The 17,209-nt window shown below is 62.0% G+C and carries 19 protein-coding genes and 1 tRNA gene; 4 read left to right on the forward strand and 16 right to left on the reverse strand.

Annotated elements, in window-relative coordinates; all coding sequences use genetic code 11:
• The 6 genes from EOA75_RS13560 to EOA75_RS13585 form a co-directional block, all read right to left on the reverse strand.
• Positions 1-219: PhoU domain-containing protein (locus EOA75_RS13560; RefSeq protein ID WP_281058528.1), on the reverse strand; the 219-nt coding region annotated here is incomplete at its 3' end.
• Positions 220-239: 20 nt separating this feature from the next.
• Positions 240-1,043, reverse strand: a complete 804-nt coding sequence (pstB, locus tag EOA75_RS13565) for a phosphate ABC transporter ATP-binding protein PstB (RefSeq protein ID WP_067002093.1) — start codon at positions 1,041-1,043, stop codon at positions 240-242.
• Complete coding sequence (gene pstA, locus EOA75_RS13570) at positions 1,040-1,891, reverse strand: phosphate ABC transporter permease PstA (protein WP_127215255.1); 852 nt, start codon at positions 1,889-1,891, stop codon at positions 1,040-1,042. The genes pstB and pstA overlap by 4 nt, the downstream gene beginning before the upstream one ends.
• 3 nt (positions 1,892-1,894) lie before the next feature.
• Positions 1,895-2,881 (reverse strand): phosphate ABC transporter permease subunit PstC, encoded by a 987-nt coding sequence (gene pstC / locus EOA75_RS13575; protein WP_095824035.1) that lies wholly within the window; start codon positions 2,879-2,881, stop codon positions 1,895-1,897.
• Positions 2,882-2,944: 63 nt separating this feature from the next.
• Positions 2,945-4,003, reverse strand: coding sequence for a phosphate ABC transporter substrate-binding protein PstS (pstS, locus tag EOA75_RS13580; protein WP_127215254.1), 1,059 nt, complete (start codon positions 4,001-4,003; stop codon positions 2,945-2,947).
• 516 nt (positions 4,004-4,519) lie between these two features.
• On the reverse strand, positions 4,520-7,897 hold the full coding sequence (locus EOA75_RS13585; protein ID WP_245466623.1) for a response regulator: 3,378 nt from the start codon (positions 7,895-7,897) through the stop codon (positions 4,520-4,522).
• Between the two features lie 640 nt (positions 7,898-8,537).
• On the opposite strand from EOA75_RS13585, the gene EOA75_RS13595 reads away from it, so the two are divergent.
• Complete coding sequence (locus EOA75_RS13595) at positions 8,538-8,759, forward strand: hypothetical protein (RefSeq protein WP_067319298.1); 222 nt, start codon at positions 8,538-8,540, stop codon at positions 8,757-8,759.
• An 87-nt stretch (positions 8,760-8,846) separates the two neighbouring features.
• Here EOA75_RS13595 and EOA75_RS13600 read toward each other — a convergent pair whose 3' ends face one another.
• The 6 genes from EOA75_RS13600 to EOA75_RS13625 all read right to left on the reverse strand — a co-directional run bounded on the left by EOA75_RS13600 (position 8,847) and on the right by EOA75_RS13625 (position 13,514).
• Positions 8,847-9,236, reverse strand: a complete 390-nt coding sequence (locus EOA75_RS13600; RefSeq protein ID WP_067002225.1) for a hypothetical protein — start codon at positions 9,234-9,236, stop codon at positions 8,847-8,849.
• A gap of 255 nt (positions 9,237-9,491) precedes the next feature.
• Entirely contained in the window at positions 9,492-10,394 is a 903-nt protein-coding gene (locus EOA75_RS13605) for a glutathione S-transferase family protein (protein ID WP_067319300.1), read from the reverse strand.
• Positions 10,395-10,415: 21 nt separating this feature from the next.
• Complete coding sequence (locus EOA75_RS13610) at positions 10,416-10,997, reverse strand: VOC family protein (RefSeq protein ID WP_127324423.1); 582 nt, start codon at positions 10,995-10,997, stop codon at positions 10,416-10,418.
• 739 nt (positions 10,998-11,736) lie between these two features.
• Positions 11,737-11,919, reverse strand: a complete 183-nt coding sequence (locus tag EOA75_RS13615) for a hypothetical protein (RefSeq protein ID WP_067002221.1) — start codon at positions 11,917-11,919, stop codon at positions 11,737-11,739.
• 213 nt (positions 11,920-12,132) lie between these two features.
• Positions 12,133-12,735 (reverse strand): hypothetical protein, encoded by a 603-nt coding sequence (locus tag EOA75_RS13620; protein WP_067002074.1) that lies wholly within the window; start codon positions 12,733-12,735, stop codon positions 12,133-12,135.
• A 20-nt stretch (positions 12,736-12,755) separates the two neighbouring features.
• Positions 12,756-13,514 (reverse strand): DUF4142 domain-containing protein, encoded by a 759-nt coding sequence (locus EOA75_RS13625; RefSeq protein ID WP_127240972.1) that lies wholly within the window; start codon positions 13,512-13,514, stop codon positions 12,756-12,758.
• A gap of 416 nt (positions 13,515-13,930) precedes the next feature.
• On the opposite strand from EOA75_RS13625, the gene EOA75_RS13630 reads away from it, so the two are divergent.
• Both EOA75_RS13630 and EOA75_RS13635 read left to right on the forward strand, forming a co-directional pair.
• Positions 13,931-14,383 (forward strand): YidB family protein, encoded by a 453-nt coding sequence (locus EOA75_RS13630; RefSeq protein WP_067319306.1) that lies wholly within the window; start codon positions 13,931-13,933, stop codon positions 14,381-14,383.
• Between the two features lie 575 nt (positions 14,384-14,958).
• A complete protein-coding gene (locus EOA75_RS13635; RefSeq protein ID WP_245466624.1) occupies positions 14,959-15,270 on the forward strand; it encodes a hypothetical protein in 312 nt (103 codons plus the stop codon).
• A gap of 78 nt (positions 15,271-15,348) precedes the next feature.
• Here the strand turns inward: EOA75_RS13635 and EOA75_RS13640 are convergent, their stop codons facing one another.
• The 4 genes from EOA75_RS13640 to EOA75_RS13655 form a co-directional block, all read right to left on the reverse strand.
• Complete coding sequence (locus EOA75_RS13640; protein ID WP_127215032.1) at positions 15,349-15,831, reverse strand: pyridoxamine 5'-phosphate oxidase family protein; 483 nt, start codon at positions 15,829-15,831, stop codon at positions 15,349-15,351.
• A 156-nt stretch (positions 15,832-15,987) separates the two neighbouring features.
• A tRNA-Glu gene (locus EOA75_RS13645) sits at positions 15,988-16,062 on the reverse strand.
• A gap of 85 nt (positions 16,063-16,147) precedes the next feature.
• On the reverse strand, positions 16,148-16,561 hold the full coding sequence (locus EOA75_RS13650; protein WP_127324424.1) for a VOC family protein: 414 nt from the start codon (positions 16,559-16,561) through the stop codon (positions 16,148-16,150).
• Positions 16,558-16,941, reverse strand: coding sequence for a fimbrial protein (locus EOA75_RS13655; protein ID WP_127324425.1), 384 nt, complete (start codon positions 16,939-16,941; stop codon positions 16,558-16,560). Before EOA75_RS13655 ends, EOA75_RS13650 begins: the two co-directional genes overlap by 4 nt.
• An 87-nt stretch (positions 16,942-17,028) precedes the next feature.
• Here EOA75_RS13655 and EOA75_RS13660 point away from each other — a divergent pair.
• On the forward strand, positions 17,029-17,209 hold a 181-nt coding region (locus EOA75_RS13660; RefSeq protein WP_281058529.1), incomplete at its 3' end, for a S4 domain-containing protein.

The following is a 17,209-nucleotide window of genomic DNA, read 5'->3' on the forward strand; positions in this document are numbered from 1 at the left end:
GCGTTTGGCAATCAGCGTGATGGCGCGATCGTCGAGCTCGCGTTGGCGCGCGTCCATGATGGCATCGTCGGAGACCACGCGCTGCGCCAGCGCGTTGTCGGAATTCAGCAGAGCCTTGGTCGACGCGCCGACCATCGAGCCGGCAAGATCGCCCATGTCGCGGATGAGCTGGCTGATCTGCCTCAGATCCTCGTCGAAGGAAGCGACCGTATGGGCCATGGTTATGTCCTCGTATGAACTCAGCCGAAGCGGCCGGTGATGTAGTCCTGCGTGCGCTTCTCGCGGGGCGAGGTGAAAATCTTTTCGGTCCGGTCGAATTCGATCAGCTCGCCGAGATACATGAACGCCGTCTGCCGCGAGACGCGCGCCGCCTGCTGCATGTTGTGGGTGACGATCACGATCGTGTAGTCGGCCTGCAGCTCGTCGATCAGCTCCTCGATCTTGGCGGTCGAGAGCGGATCGAGCGCCGATGCCGGCTCGTCGAGCAGGATGACCTCCGGCTTCACCGCCACCGTGCGGGCGATGCAGAGCCGCTGCTGCTGGCCGCCCGAAAGGCTCTGGCCACTGGCGTTGAGCTTGTCCTTGACCTCGTTCCACAGCGCGGCGCGCTTCAGCGCCTGTTCGACGCGATTGTCCATCTCGGCCTTGCTGATCTTCTCATACAGCCTGACGCCGAAGGCGATGTTCTCGTAGATCGACATCGGGAACGGCGTCGGCTTCTGGAACACCATGCCGATCTTGGTCCTGAGCAGGTTGAGGTCCTGCGAACGGTCGAGGATGTTCTTGCCGTCGAGCAGCACCTGGCCTTCGGCGCTCTGCTTCGGGTAGAGCTCGTAGATGCGGTTGAGCACGCGCAGCAGCGTCGACTTTCCGCAGCCCGAAGGTCCGATGAAGGCGGTGACGCTGCGCTCGGGCAGCGACAGGTTGATGTCCTTCAGCGCCTTCGACTGGCCATAGTAGAAGTTGAGGTTCTTGACTTCGATCTTGGCCTTCTCGGCGGTCGTCTCGGCTACGTTCAGGTCGGTGGACAACATCGGTTTCATCTGTCCTCTCTGCGTCCGGTAAGGCTGCGGGCGAAGATGCTCAGCCCGAGAACCGTCAGGGTGATTATCAGTGCGCCCGTCCAGGCCAGTTGCTGCCATTCCTCATAAGGGCTCAGCGCAAACTGGAAGATGGTCACCGGCAGGCTGGCCATCGGCGCGTTGAGATTGCTCGACCAGAACTGGTTGTTGAGCGCGGTGAAGAGCAGCGGCGCCGTCTCGCCCGAAATCCGGGCGATCGCCAGCAATATACCGGTGACGATGCCGGACAGTGCGGCGCGATAGGCGACCGAGCGGATCACCACCCAGCGCGGCGCGCCGATGGCGGTGCCGGCCTCGCGCAGCGCGTTGGGCACAAGGTTCAGCATGTCCTCGGTGGTGCGCACGACGACGGGGATCACCAGGATCGACAGCGCCACCGCGCCGGCGATCGCCGAGAAATGACCCAACGGCCGCACCATCAGCTCGTAGACGAACAGGCCGACAATGATCGATGGCGCCGACAACAGGATGTCGTTGATGAAGCGCACCACCGTCGTGAGGCGCGAGAAGCGCCCGTACTCGGCCATATAGGTTCCGGCGAGCACGCCGATCGGCGTGCCGACGACGATGCCGATCACGGTCATCACGATGCTGCCGTAAATGGCGTTGAGCAGGCCGCCGGCGTCGCCGGGCGGCGGCGTCATTTCCGTGAACACCGAAAGCGAGACACCCGAGAGCCCCTTATAGAGAAGGGCGCCGAGGATCAGCGCCAGCCAGACGAGGCCGATGCCCGCCGCTATGGTGCAGAGCGCCATCATCACGGCGTTCTTGCGCTTCCGGCTTCGGTGGAGCGATGCGGCTGTCGACATCGGTCAGGCTCCCGTGCGGCTATCGATGCGCAACAGCATGTAGCGTGCGAGCGCGAGGATGATGAAGGTGATGATGAACAGGATCAGTCCGAGCGCCACCAGTGAGGACGTGTAAAGCTCGCCGTCGGCTTCGGTGAATTCGTTGGCGATGGTCGCCGAGATCGTCGTGCCGGGCGCAAAAAGCGAGGCGCTGATGCGGTGCGCATTGCCGATGACGAAGGTGACGGCCATCGTCTCGCCGAGCGCGCGGCCAAGACCGAGCATGACGCCGCCCATGATGCCGACCCGCGTATAGGGAATGACCACACGCCGGGTCACTTCCCAGGTCGTGCAGCCGATGCCGTAGGCCGATTCCTTCAGCACCGCTGGCACCGTGTCGAACACGTCCTTGGTGATCGAGGTGATGAAGGGCAGCACCATGATGGCGAGGATCAGCGACGACGTCAGGAGGCCGATGCCGTAGGGCGGACCGGCAAACAGGCTGGCGAGACCCGGTATGCCGTGGAAAAGATTGATGATGAATGGCTGTACCGTCGTCTGCAGGAATGGCGCGAAGACGAACAGGCCCCAGATGCCGTAAATGATCGAGGGAATGCCGGCGAGCAGCTCGACCGCGATGCCGATCGGGCGCCTGAGCGGGCGCGGGCAGAGCTCGGTCAGGAAGACGGCGATGCCGATGCCGATCGGCACGGCAATGAGGATGGCGATGGCCGAGGTGACGACGGTGCCGTAGATGGGCGCGAGCGCGCCGAAATTCTCGGTGACCGGATTCCAGGATTCAGTGGTGAGGAAGGAGAAGCCGAACTTCGACAGCGCCTCCCACGAGCCGGCGATCAGCGAGACCGCGACGCCGCCGAGAAGAAGCAGCACGAGTATGGCGGAGAGGCGCGTGACCGTTCGGAAGATCGTGTCGGTCAGGGCGAAGCGGCGCACCGTCGCTTCCCTGGTCCGTATGGCGGACGATGTCACGGCTTCGGAAACGGCTGTCATTTGCCCCTCGCATTTCGAAAGAGACAGGAGGGCGCCCGAGGCGCCCTCCTTACTCCGGAGGAATTACATGCCGGAGTAGAGCGGCTTGCCGTTGCTGTCGACGATGTCCTTGCTCCACATTTCCTCGACGCTCTTCACGACCGCGTCGGGCATCGGAACATAGTCCAGCTCGGCGGCCATGTCGTCACCCTTGGCGTAGGACCAGGCGAAGAACTTGAGCGCTTCGGTGGTGGCCGCAGCATCGTCGGGCTTCTGGTAGACGAGGATCCAGGTCGCGGAGGTCATCGGCCAGCTTGCAGCACCAGCCTGGTTGGCCAGGATGACGCCGTAGCCAGGCTTGGAGCTCCAGTCGGCATTGGCCGCAGCGGCCGAGAACGCGGCAGCGGTCGGCTCTACCTTCTTGCCGTCCTTATTGATCAGGTCGGTATAGGTGAGCTTGTTCTGCTTGGCATAGGCATACTCGACATAGCCGATCGCGCCACCGGTCTGCGCTACGTTATTGGCGACGCCTTCGTTGCCCTTGGCGCCGATGCCCACCGGCCACTCGAGCGCGGTATTGACGCCGACCTTCGACTTCCAGTCGGCGCTGACTTCGGCCAGATAGTAGCTGAAGTTGAACGTGGTGCCCGAGCCGTCCGAACGGTGGACGACCGCGATCGCCTGGTCGGGCAGCTTGACGTCGGGGTTGAGCTTCTTGATCGCCTCGTCGTTCCAGTTGGTGATCTCGCCGACGAAGATGTCGGCCAGCGTCGGGCCGTCGAGCACCAGTTCGCCTGGCTTGACACCTTCGAGGTTGACAACCGGAACGATGCCGCCCATCACCATCGGGAACTGCGCGAGCCCGGTCGACTTGAGATCCTCGCCCTTGAGCGGCGCGTCCGAGGCGCCGAAGGTCACGGTCTTGGCCTTGATCTGCTTGATGCCGCCGCCGGAGCCGATCGACTGATAGTTGAGACCGATGCCGGTCTCCTTTTTGTAGGCGTCGGCCCACTTGGCATAGATCGGATAGGGGAAGGTAGCGCCGGCACCGGAGATGTCGGCCGCCATAGCGGCGGAGAGGGAAAGCGTGGATGCCGCAGCCATTGCGATCGCAACGGCCGCCGAGCGGATGAAATATCTCATGTGGCCTGCTCCTGTTCGGAATGTGGTCTTTCGGCACCCTTCCTATCGGCGCCTGACGAGCGCAATAGACTTCGATTATTACAGTCGCATGACAGTTTCGTGTCAGCCCGGTAACGCCTGAACGGGGATGCCTTGGGGGGCCTGCGGCTGCCATTTGCGGACCCAGCCGAAGTTTGCCGCGGGAATCAGTAGCTTGTCCGACTTTTGAATCAAAAATTATCCCGGCGGCCGGATCTCCGGCCGCCGGGAAATAAAATCCGGACGAGAGCGCGTTGCCTGTGCGCCAGAGCGGATCATGGCCTGGCCATCGCCGAAAACAGGTCCGTTGGGGTAGAGTCGACGCTGTTCCTTGTCGGCGGTCGCTGCTCCCGCCCGTAACCGAAGGGCGGAATCGACAGCAGCCATTGTCCTGACCTGGCCTTCGTTTTGTATGGTGCGATCACACCATATGTCTGCGTTGGACGCCCGCCGACGGACCTCATCGACGACGCCGTGAACGGCCGCGCAGAAAGGCTGTTATCCGGCGCTGCGGCGGACTTCCGCGTCCGACCCGAGCCATCTTTCAAGCTTCTCGAGCAGTGCCTTCGGGCTGATCGGCTTCGGCAGGTAATCGTCCATGCCGGCTTCCAGGCAGCGCTCGCGGTCGCCCTTCAACGCATGCGCGGTGACGCCGACGATCGGCACATGCGTGCCCATCTCGGCTTCGAGCCGGCGGATGGCCGCGGTCGCCTCCAGGCCGCTCATCTCGGGCATCGACACATCCATCAGGATCATGCGCGGGTTCAGCCTGCCGAAGGCGTCCAGCGCCTTGCGGCCGTTGCCGACGATTTCGAACTGGTATCCAGTCTCGCCCAGGATTTGCGTGAACACCATCTGGTTCACCTCGTTGTCCTCGGCGACGAGAATGTCGAGCCCGGCCTCCGCGCCGGCCAGGCGTGGACGGGCACGCGCCGGCGGCGGCTGCAGCAGGACGCGATCCGCCGCCGTCGCCTGCGCCGTGGACGCCTGCGGCGCGCCGGCCCCGGTCTCGACGTCGCCGGTCAAGGCCGGATGGATGGCCGCCGTGCTGTGGCGATGACGCTGGATGGTGGCGACCAGCGTCTCCAGCAAGATCGAGGAACGCGCCGGCTTGATCAGCTGCGCATCGATGCCGAGATCGCGGTAGGCGGCGCTGGCGAGCGACTGGTCGACCGAGGTCAGCATGATGATCGGCGTGTGCGCGAGGCCGGCGGTGTTGCGCACGATGCGCGCCATTTCGGCGCCGGTCATGCCCGGCATCTGGTAGTCGAGCACGACGCAGTCGACAGGCACGCCGTAGGCGGCAGCCGCAATCAGCACCTTCAGTCCCTCGGCGCCGCTTTCGGCCGCGCAGGAATCGAAGGTCCACGAAGCCATCTGCTCGCTGAGGATCGCGCGGTTGACGGCATTGTCGTCGACGATCAGCACGCGCGCGCCGGTCACGTCGACCGGCATGATCCGCTGCCCGCCTCGCTCGGCCCGCGGCAGCGTGACGGTGAACCAGAAGGTCGAGCCCTTGCCCTCGGCGCTGTCGACGCCGATCTCGCCGCCCATCAGCTCGACCAGCCGCGAGGTGATGGCAAGGCCGAGCCCGGTGCCCTCGTGCCGTCTTGTCGAGGAGGTGTCGACCTGGCTGAATTTCTCGAACACCAGCTTCAGCTTGTCTTCGGGAATGCCGATGCCGGTATCGGTGACCGAGATGGCGAGCTTCGTCCCCGACGGAACGCGCTCGCCGGTCACGTCGACCAGCACATGGCCCTTGTCGGTGAACTTCACCGCATTGCCGAGCAGGTTGGTGACGATCTGTCGGATCCGGCCGACGTCGCCGACGAACTGCCCGTCGAGCCCGGGCTGGACGCGAACGATGAGCTCGAGGTCCTTTTCCTTGGCGCGGGTCGACACCAGCGTCGCCACATCCTCGATCGCCTCGGCAAGGTTGAAGGGCGCCGGGTCGAGCACGAGCTGGCCGGCGTCGATCTTGGAGAAGTCGAGGATGTCGTTGATGATGGTGAGCAACGCGTTGCCCGATTTGACGATGATGTTGGTGAACGTCCTCTGCTTTGGGTCGAGGTCCGACTTTGCGAGCAACTCGGCCATGCCGAGCACGCCGTTCATCGGCGTACGGATCTCGTGGCTCATATTGGCGAGGAACTCCGACTTGGCGCGGTCGGCAAGCACGGCACGCCGGCGCGCCTCGCTGAGCTCGGCCTCGCGCTGTTTCAGTTCCGTAATGTCCGTGGTCGACCCGATCAGATAGAGCGAACCGTCGGACGCGATCATCGCGCCCTTGCGCGCGAACTGGTGACGCACGCTGCCGTCCGGCAGCGTCACCTGTTCTTCGATCTCCTGCGTCTCGCCGGTGCGCAGCACCGCCAGGTCGCCGGCGACGAAAGCTTCGCCGTCCGCGCCGAAGATCTCGACGTCGGTCTTGCCGATCGCCTCTTCCTTGCTGAAGCCGGTGAGATCGCACCAGCCCTTGTTGACGTAGAATTGCCTTAGATCCGAACGCTTCGCGTAGATCGACACCGGCACGTTGTCGATCAGGTTGCGGAACACCTCGTTCTCGCTCATGCTTTCCTTGAGCGCCCGCTCGCGCGCCTTGACCTCGGTGATGTCGGTGCTGGAACCGACCAGATGCACCGATCCGTCGGTCGCGACGAGGCGGCTCTTGCGCGTCATCAGCTGCCGCACCGTGCCGTCGCGATGGCTGACAGGCTCCTCGACTTCGCGCCCCTTGCCGGTCGCGATGACCTCGGCATCGTCATGGCTGTAGCTTTCGGCGTCCTCGGCGCCGAAAAGCTGCCGGTCCGTCTTGCCGATGACGTCTTCCTTGGCAATGCCGGTCAGCGCGCACCAGGCCTTGTTGACGAACTCGATCGTAAGATCCTCGGCCTTGATGAACGCCGCCACCGGCAATTCGTCCATGACATGCCGGTAAAGGTCGATCTGCCGCATCGACTCGCGCAGCGCCTTCTCGCGGGCCTTGAGATCGGAAATGTCGACGCGCACCCCTATGAATGTGCCGTCGTCCGCTCTCATGTCGTAGACCTGGGACCAGCGACCGTCGGGATTGAGCCGCTCATAGGACGAATTGGGCAGGTGGTAACGCTTCAGCATCGCGTCGAGCCAGCGTTCTTTGTCGACACCGTAGACATTGTCGATCTCGACGTCGCCGCTCGACCGGAAATAGCCGGCGGAATGACCGAGAGCGAGCGCCTCGCGTAAGGTGCGGCCCGGCTGCCAGGCCGGCTTCAGCGCCGGCAAACTGTCATGCAGCTTGCGGTTGGCGAAGACGAATTCATCGTGGCGGTCATAGATGATGACGCCGGCCGGCAGCGACTCCAGCACCGTGGCGAGATTCTTGCGCGCATCCTCTGCCTCGGTCTCGCGATGCTTCATGTCGGTGATGTCGACATAGGAGATCAGACGCTTGCCGCCGGCAAGCGGTGCCAGCGAGGCGATCAGCACGCGGCCGTCATTGCGCGGCAACTGCCTGGAACCGGCAACGCCTGCCCGGATTTCGGCCTCGCGCTCGGCGATGTGGCGTTGCCAGCCCACCTCGTCGGCACCATAGGGGTCGGCGTCGCGGCTGGCCTCCATCAGCTCGCGGAAGCCGCAGCCGGCAGTGGCGCGAAGCGGATCGATCTTCCAGAAGTCGTAGAAGGCGCGGTTGATGATCTCCGCCCTGAGGTCGGCATCGAGGACAATGACGCCGATCGGCATCGAATCGACCATCAGGCGAAGATTGGCAAGCGCTTCCGAGGTCGCGGCCGCATGCTGATCGGGGGCGCGGGGGACCGCCGCCTCGCCGCGCTCGACCGCGCCTTCGAAAGAACGGGCGGCGCCCATCTCGAAAGTACCGTCCCTATCCGCCATCCCTACCCCCAGGCCGAACCCTCCCGGTTCGTCGGCGGAATGTGCCCGACAAGCATTAACGATCGGCTAACCTTAACGATTCGCAACCGAACACGCCCGTTGCCGTTAACGGGTTTTAGGCGGACGCCGGTCCGACCTCGCTGCGGTAATCCGTCCGTTGGCGAACCCACCGCTGCCGGGCTATAAAATCGGTGGGGGTATAGCTGATGCTTGGTCGAATGCTGACTTTTGTTCTCTGTCCGGCGCTGCTCGCGGCAAGCGGCTGCACGCGCAGCGACGACGGAACCGTCATCATTCCAAGCCGGATGGACGTCAGGCGCATTTGGGACAAGGCCCCGCCAGGAACAACAGCCTCGAGGCAGATCGCGACGGACGTGTTTCCTCAGCCGCCGATCGCCCCGGTGAGTTCCCCCAGTCGAAGACGTGTTTCGACGGCCCCTTCCTTTCAGCCGGATTTGGCTGATGCGTCCTCCCAGCCACAGAAGGCGCTCGCCTGCCGGAATGTCAGCGAACCCGGCAAGCGCTATCGCGTCGTCTGCGAGTAGCGTAGCAGCTACGATAAGATCGCGTGTTTCCTCACTGCGCGTGAAACCTTTGTGTGGCGTCTGGCGTTATCGGCGCAGCACGAAGGGGAGCGAAGATGTCTGTTCATTTCACCGTCTCAGGCCTGACCAGAAACCTGATCCATTCGCTCGGACTGGATCACGAGCGGGCCCCGAGGCGTCTGACACCCGAGCAAAATCTATTGTTGGAATGCTATCTGGCCGGCCAAATTCCGGAATCGGCCTGGAGCGACTACGTCTTCGAAATGCCGCAACTGGAAAAACACGCCAATGCCCGCCGCAGGCGCAATCCGGCGTAGCGCTGTCCAGCAACAAAGCGCCACCTAGAAAGCATAGCCGTTTTCTGTTGGAAATCGGCGAAGGCGAAACTGAGCAACTTGGCAGTTCTACTGCTGAATTGCTTTGGCGTTGTCCTTCGGCGAATTGAATTGAAGCGTAAAGATCTTCCCGGGAATTCCTTTTGCGAGGTCCGGCGAAAAGCTGAGCGGCAGGCAATTTCGCAGGGCGGCGGTGGCCGCGTCGACATAGGCCTGACGCGCCTTGTCATCCCCGTTGACCTTGATGGCCGTTGGCTTCGGCGGGCCGATCAGCGTGCCGTCGCGCTTGAAGCTGAAGCTCAAGGTGACCGAGGCAGTTCCGGCTTCGGCCGGCGGCGTCCAGCACGCCTGCAGCGCGGCGCCGACCTCGTTCATCGTGTTGAGCGATGCGGCATCTGCCGGAAAAGGCATCGCCAGCAGCGCGCCTGCGATCGCTGAAAGTCTAGCCGTGCTTCTCATGGCTTTGTCCTCGCCGCTTTCGCCCGTTCGCATGGTACGATCAACGACGCGGATGACAATAGAATTTCAACCGCGCCGGCACCCGATAAAATCATGCTGCCGTGACGCTGGCGCGCCGGCGGAAAAGCAAAAAGGCCGGCGCTGAGCCGACCTTTCCTTCTCCTCGGCAATCGCGCCAGTACATCCGTGGTCGCAGCGAGGACCGAGACACTAGACAAGGGTTTGGTTAACGAAACCCTAAACCTCGCGCATTTCTTAAGCCGTGGCCTGGGCCTTCACATGGGCGATGTAGCCGCGCACGTCGCCGGCCGGCTCAGCATAGGCCTTGCCGAGCTTCTTCTCGATCGCAGCCATATAGTCCTTCGCCCAGCTGGGCAGCGCATAGTCGATGACCGCCAGAAACTCCAGTGTCGCCGCCAGACGGATGTCGGCGATCGAGGGGTTGTTGCCGCCGATGAAAGGCTTGCCGTCCCTGAAGAAGCTATGAAAGACCTCCAGCGGCTCGGCGATTGCGGCGATGGCAGCCTTTTGCGCCTCCGATTTCTTGTCGGGATGGGCATCGCTGTGGCCGACCTCGCCGGCATATTGCGGAAAGCCAAGTGCCGGATAAGTGGCCCTGGCCACATAGGGATAGAGCGTTCCGACCAGGTAGAACATGGCGCTGTCGACCATCGCCCGCTTGGCCGGCGCCTTCGGATAGAACTTGTCCAGCCCGTGCTTGTTGGCGAGGTACTGCATGATTGCGCAGCTTTCCCAAAGCACGCCTCTGGGAAGTCCTTTGTCCTCGATCATCGGAGTCAGATGCGCCGGGTTCCGCGCCAGGAATTCCGGCGTGCGCGTCAGGCCCCAGGCGTCGGTCTCGGCATGGTCGAGCCCGGCCGCTCGCGTGAACACCCGGACCGTCATGTTGTTGACGCTGGGCCTTAGCATGCTGAGCTTGACCGCGGGCTTCTTCGCCGGCTTCGCCTTGGCTTTAAACGCTGCCTTTGCCGTTGCTTTAGACGCGGCTTTTGCCGTCGCTTTAGGCGCGGCTTTTGCGCCCGGCTTGACTGCGTTGGCCGACATCTTGGCGGCAGTCACCTTTGCCGCCGGCTTTGCCATCTTCGCTGCCGGCTTGGCGGCGGCCTTCTTCGTTCCCTTCGTTGCAGCCTTTGCCATCTGGTCCTCCCTCTGACCTGTTCAGTATGGATTTTTCGCCGCCCGGTTCTCGGACAATGTTTCGCGCGATCGCTCGACCAGCGCCTGGATGGCGTCGGCAAGGTGCGCCTCGGCGATATTGTAGTCGCCGCGCGCAACGCGGATCTTGTGCGCCGCCATCAGCACGTCGGCATGGCTGAAGCCCGCGGGCGGCTCGAACCGGTAGGAGGCAAGCTCGATCAGCAGCCCAAGCGGATCCTCGAAATAGATCGAATCCATGAAGCCGCGATCCTTGACGCCGCTGTGCTTGATGGCGCGCTCGTCGAGCCGGCCGACTGCCTGCACGAACGTCACGCGCGACACCGAGAACGCGATGTGGTGGACACAGCCGGTATCGGTCGGCGTGCGCCGCTTGACCGCGCTACGGCTCTCGTCGGTGAAGACGGTGATCAGCCGGCCATCGCCCGGGTCGAAATAAAGGTGGCTTTCACTCGCCTTGTCGAGATTGGGCTGCTCGAAGATGAATGGCATGCCGAGCACGCCTTCCCAGAAATCGATGGAGGTCTGGCGATCGGCGCCGACCAGCGTGATGTGATGGACGCCTTGCGACTGCAGTTTTTGCATTGGCTCCTCCCGGCCCCGCGTCAGGCAGCCTTTAAATCGGCGCCCGGCAGGCGACCGCCGCACGGCTTCCCCCTTGGTTCCGCAATCCGCATCCTGCTGGATCGCGGCCGAAACTTTGATTATCGGATGCTAATTCAATCCGAGGCGTTGCGCCAGAAGCGGCGACACGGCATCGCCCCAGCAGGTCATCGCCCGCCGCAAGGAGGATGCACAAGGCTCTCTTTGCACCATGCTCGATGGCCGGCCGGGTCAGCGGAACCGCCTGCCCGACACCCCTCTTTACAACCATGGCCTTGGCCGACGACATCCAAATGGCGGAACGCCATGTTCTGAGCCGAGCAGCACATCAAGCGCCAGCGCGCGCGCATCGCTGCGCTAAAGCGCCGCCGGTTGCCGCGATGCAAGGCGTCCAGCTTTTTGCAGTTGCTTGAAGACGCCCAATTGATGCACCTGCATCATCTGTCGCTGTTATTGGAGAGAGCGTCTCGTGAACGGACCCGAGCCGGCATTTAGACTTTTGGTTTAGCGTCGGCAGCCGACGGAAGCCCTATTTGTAGACCGTCCTTGAAGACGCCCGAACTGGCGACACCGCTACGCTTTCATGTCGCCGATCAGCGAAGCTTCTCAGCGATAGCGGCGACGCTCACGCCGTCCTCGCGCCGCATGGCTCTTCATGGTAGCCGGCTTTCGGGGGCCCGCAGCGCGGACACTCTCTCAATCTACCTTCGAAGAAGAAGCACTACTCCGACTTCGCCGGGGTTTCTTTCTTGATTTCCGTCGATGTTGACGTGTCGGACTTGTCAACACTCGCCGTCTGCTGCGCGTCGACTGAGGCTTGATCCTTCGCGTGTGCCGGGCAATTGGCTGACGCTGCAGAGACGGACAGGCCCAGCGCTAAGATCGTTCCGAGGAAGGCTTTCATCATCATCCTCCTTTTGGCAAGTGACATAGCGTAACCCGCGCGTTGCGCGCCGCAAAATCACTTTTCACTCCCCGCATCACAGCTGGCTCGCGCGTCGAGGCCGCAGAGAACTTTATTGAGCGGATGGACCGAGCTGCGTTGCTCCGGGCATGGAGGCGCTGTCTACGCGCCAGAGCGTGAAGCCCCCAAGCCCTTCGCCTGGGGGCGATATGGTCAAACGCGATTTGCGTAGCGCGCCCGATCGCGTTCGATCTCGTCGGCGGTGTAGTTTTCGGCGCCAGCGTCAAAGCTCGTCCAACCGTCGGCTTCGTAGGCACTGCGGCGATCTTCCAAGTTCACCGATCTTGATTGACCGAGGATGCTCTCGGCTTCGCCGGCCAACGCGTCGCTAACCTTGGCCGTGACCAACGTCCCGCCGCGGCGCACACCTTCGGCGTAGACATGAGCATCCCTTTCCGGGACCCCGGAGTCGGTAAGGGCTCCGACGATGCCACCGGCAGCCCCGCCGACAACTGCGCCTCCCAATGCGCCTGCAGCGGTAGCGGCGAGCCACCCTGCGGCGACAACAGGGCCCACGCCTGGGATAGCCATGATCCCTAGCCCCGTCAGCAACCCGCCGGCGCCGCCAATGAGGGCACCCACACCGGCACCGCCAGCCGCATCTTCGGCGGCATTCGAGCGATCATCTTGGTACCAGCCGGTCGAATTATTGGCGACGATGCTGATGTCGGAATGCGGAACGCCGATTGCTTCGAGTTCACCGACGGCATCGGAAGCGTCGTCATAATTGTCAAATAGTCCGGTCACGGTTCTCATGGTTGAACTCCAATCCGTTCTCAGTTGCTGCCGGCAACGACGTTGCCTTGATAATCGAGCGCCACGGTTGTCTTCTTTCCGTCCTTGGTGGCCTGACCGCGCCAGATGCCTTGATCGTCCTTGGTTAGCGCTGAGACATCCGAGAAGCCGGCATCCTGGATCCGGCTCTTGGCCTGGTCTTCGGTGAAGCTATTGGCGCCTGGCACCGGAGCAGCCGGATTTTTTGTGTCGGTCGTGGTGACGGCGGGAGTTGTCGAACTCGTCGTCGTGCCGGTCTCATCGTCCATGGTGGAAGCGATCTTCTCGATCATTTCCTTATGCATTTTGAGTGTGGGCAAGGTCTCCGAAGCGAACGCCTTGAGCTGGGGATTGTCGCCATCCTTGGCGTAGTTCACGAACAGCTCCACGGCATCCGCGTGCGCATCACGCTGCATCTGCACATAGGTCTTTTCGACCGGATCCTTGCCGTTCTGAAGGGCGTCGAGGTCGCTCTTGTGCTTGGCATCCGTCTCGGCGGGCACTTTGAGCTTCTGCTCGCCGGCAATCGTTTCGAGTTTTGCATTGGCCGCCCCATGATCGTCGATCATCTTTTGGGCGAAGTCTTTGACCGCCTGATCCTGGGCTTTGGCTTGGGCGATCTTACTCGACTCGACCTCGAACATGCCCCCATTGGCAGCCTTGTCGACGAACCCCTGGGCATCGTCGGCGGCAAGGACAGGCACTGCAAATGTGATGGCGGCGGCTGTGGTCAGCGCAACCAGTAGATGGCGATTTTTCATGGAGAAGTTCCTAGTTGGGCAGATGTGCTGCAAACCCAACAAGCGTCCGACACCTTTGTTCCGAGCGCGGTTTGATTTAGCCGAGGAGTACCGGCATTCTTTTCACTAGGACCCGGCTGCCGGTTTTCGGTCCCGCCACGCTCCTGAACAAAAGCCAATAGGTATCGCGGCCAGCAGGATTCTTTCAGTATGGCTTGTCGCCAGTGGCAAGCAGGTTGAAGGGGGTGCCACCGGAGATTTTTGCGGCCTTCCGAGCGGCCTTCGTCCAGGACTTTATGCGTCTAAATCAAGCGGCTCGTGATCCAGCCTGTTGATTGCAAGATGACCTCGCTTGCTGGCCTCTCGGCAAACTTTTCACGTTAGACGGAACCTTTGTGATCACCGGCTCTTCCCTTGTAATTGCTGGGAGGCAATCAATGGCAAACCTGGGAAGACTGGCTGTCGCCATATTGGGCATTCTCGCCTACCAAAATCGCGACAAGATCGGAGAGCTGCTCCGTGGCGCGGGAAATCGCGATCCAAACAGTCTGCAGGGAGGGATCTTGGATCAGCTGTCCAAAGGCGTATCGGGGACGGCGCTTGGGGATATTGTCGACCGCTTCAGAAATGCGGGAGCCGGTTCCAAGGTGGATTCTTGGGTTAGTAGCGGACCCAACCAGCCGATCGAGCCGAAAGAGGTCGAGGCGGCAATAGACGACGAAACGCTCGCTTCTCTTTCAATGCAGACCGGCTTGTCCCGCGATGAGCTGATAGCCAGGATAACCAGGGACTTGCCCGAGGCGGTCAACAAGCTGACGCCCAATGGCGAACTGCCACCCGCGGGGCCCGACGATGTCACCCTGCTCGATCCGGTGCCACCACAGCGTTGATGGCGCGGCAAGGTCACACTCCAAGTCCGTCAGCGTTTGCGAAAAGCCTGTCTTGAGAAGCGCGAGGACTTGCAACGGTCAAGGCGCAACTCATCCCGCTTTCGCAGGTGAGCGGTTTGCCGCTTCCGTTTGGGAGCGTGCTGACTATGAGCGGTCAATCCCATCAGGGTGTAGCCGCAGAGGCAACCAAAGGTCCCTCGCTTGCGCTCATTAATCGCGACGGCGTTTATTAGCTACGCCTAAAGTTCTAATGTCAGCCGGGCGCCAGTACAGACTTGCCCCTTGCCCACATGGGGTAAAAGGCCCGGCCTGTCTGCCCTAGGTCCCCCGATATGCCACAGGCCGGGCGCCCCCATCTTTAGGCTGCACTGTTCCGCGCCGCCTTTTTCAGCAAGCGCGATAGATGCACGTCGTGAAGCTCCTGAACGCTTTGAAGAAGTTCGCAATTCAAGCGCCTTGGTGGTGGGCAATTCGAGGCGTTGTAGTTCGGCTGGGAAACAAAGAAGCGTTAGCCTGCATGGTGGAGGCCACTGAACAGGCGGGGGCTAATCCGTCTTTGCGCCTACGGCAGATGAATGAGCCGCTTCTCCAATCGATACGATGAATCCCATCATTGCCGATGCTACTTTGAGGAGGCAACCGGTTTTGCAGCCCTGGCAGCTAGTAGGCTTGAGGGGTTGGATATGAGCAGAACGACTCTCGTTGCGATTGCTTTCCTCGTCATCAGCATCGGCCCGACCGAAGCCAATGGCCATAAAGTTTTGCCGGTTTGCACCGCGTCGAGCTCACTGTCCGAGGTCTTGCATGGCAAGTGTTTTCTCATCAAAAGCTCGATGATCTATGGCGACATCGCCGATCTTTCCCAGATAATCCAATTGGGATGGTAGCCAAGGCCGAATCGGTGCCTAGACGCTATCGCATGACTGAGCCACGCCGTTTCTTACCAAGCCTGTCGCGACCGGCCCCTAAAGGTCGACCTTGGCGACATTATCCTTGTATTCCTGCTTCGGGTCATATCCGAGCAGCATCTTGATGCCCGAAACCACGCTCGACGCATCGAGCCAGATTTCGGCTCGGTCCGGATCGAAGCGCAACAGCGTGAGTTTCGGATCGTCTTTGCCGCCCTCGAACCAGGCTTCGACATAGGGGCTCCAGAGCCGATCGATCACAGCCCGATCATTGTCGACGCGAAGCTTGCCCTGCACCGTTGCGAAGAGGTCATGTCCCTTGGAGACGAACGTGGCCGTTGCCTGGTCGCCGCCGGAAAGGCCCATCGGAAGCTCCGTATCTTTCGCCGTGAAAAACCAGATCGGACCGGTATCGTCCTTCTCCAGTTGTGCCGTCATGGGCCGAGGGATGATGTTGGAGCCGTCGAGGCCGATCATCATCGTCATGTCAGATTTCAGTGCTTTCCAGAATTTCGCTTCGAGCTCAGCGGGTGTCGGCATGTCTCATCCTTTCACTGAAAGAAAGGCAAACGGCCGACGGTGCTGTGTGTTCCTTCGCGCGAGTTCACACCCCGCGACGGACGACTTGCCTGGCCAAGGGTTCTCGATCGCTATTCGACGCGTCGTCGTTCAAAGCAGCGAAATTATTGGAATCTTTGGTACGCCCAAGGGGAATCGAACCCCTGTTCCCGCCGTGAGAGGGCGGTGTCCTGACCGCTAGACGATGGGCGCGCTCAAGAACCGGCTACATAGGATGAAGGCCGGAAAAAAGCAACTGGGGTTTCGGACTGTTCGCGGACTTTGCGGACTGCCCTCGTCAACCCTGCCGTTTCGGCTCGATCAGATCCCAGAGATTGCCGTAGAGATCGGCAAACACCGCCACCGTGCCATAGGGCTCGAAGCGCTGCGCCTCGCGGAATTCGACGCCCCTGCCAAGCATCGCCTGATGGTCGCGGGCGAAGTCGTCCGTTTCGAGAAAAAGAAACACCCGGCCGCCGGTCTGGTCACCGATGCGGCTTGCCTGCCTCTCGCCGGAGGCTGCCGCCAAGAGCAGCCGCGCGCCCTGCCTGTTTGCCGGCGTGACCGTCACCCAGCGCTTGCCGCCGCCGAGGTCGACGTCCTCGCTCAACACAAAGCCAAGCCGCTCGACATACCAGGCTATCGCCTCGTCATAGTTTTCGCCGACGAGCGCCACGGTCGCAATGCTGCGGTTATCGGCAAAGCCGCTCATTTGTTGCGAATCGCGAACTGGCCGATCACGCGGCGCTCGGCAATGTCGTAGAGAAAGATGGAACGGCTGCCGTCGGCGAGCTCGGCATCGATCGACAGGCGGTTGCCGGACAGTGCCTGGCTGACGACCTTGGCGCCGACCGGCAGCACGATATCGCCGGAGAGGAGCGCGCCGGCCGGAGCCTGGACATCGCCGGCATGCACCGATCCGGCGCCGGGCGCATTGCGGGCTTTGTAGACAAGGGCTCCGATCACCACCATAAGGGCGAGGAACAGAAGACCGAGATTGACGATCATGAAGCGGATGAGCTTCCGGCGCACTTTTTCGGCCGCAGGGTCGAGCGGCTTCTCCTCATCTTCTTCGGCGATCGGCCGGGCCATGACTAAACAATCCGCAACGGTTTCGATGAGCGCTCATAGCGAAGAGACCTCGATTTTGATAGGGCCCCGATTTTGAGACAGGATGAATTGCCGGGCGATGAGTTGGATGGAAAGGTGGAGCTGGAAGCCGGCGCCGATGCCGCAGGCAAGCGCCTCGACCAGTGGCTCACCGCCCAGCTCGGCCCGGAGATCTCACGCAGCCGCGTGCAGGCCCTCATCAAGCAGGGTGCGGTTACGATCGCCGGCAAGCCGGTCGAGGAGGCAAAGC

This window comes from Mesorhizobium sp. M1A.F.Ca.IN.022.07.1.1 (assembly GCF_003997575.1).
Taxonomy (GTDB): domain Bacteria; phylum Pseudomonadota; class Alphaproteobacteria; order Rhizobiales; family Rhizobiaceae; genus Mesorhizobium.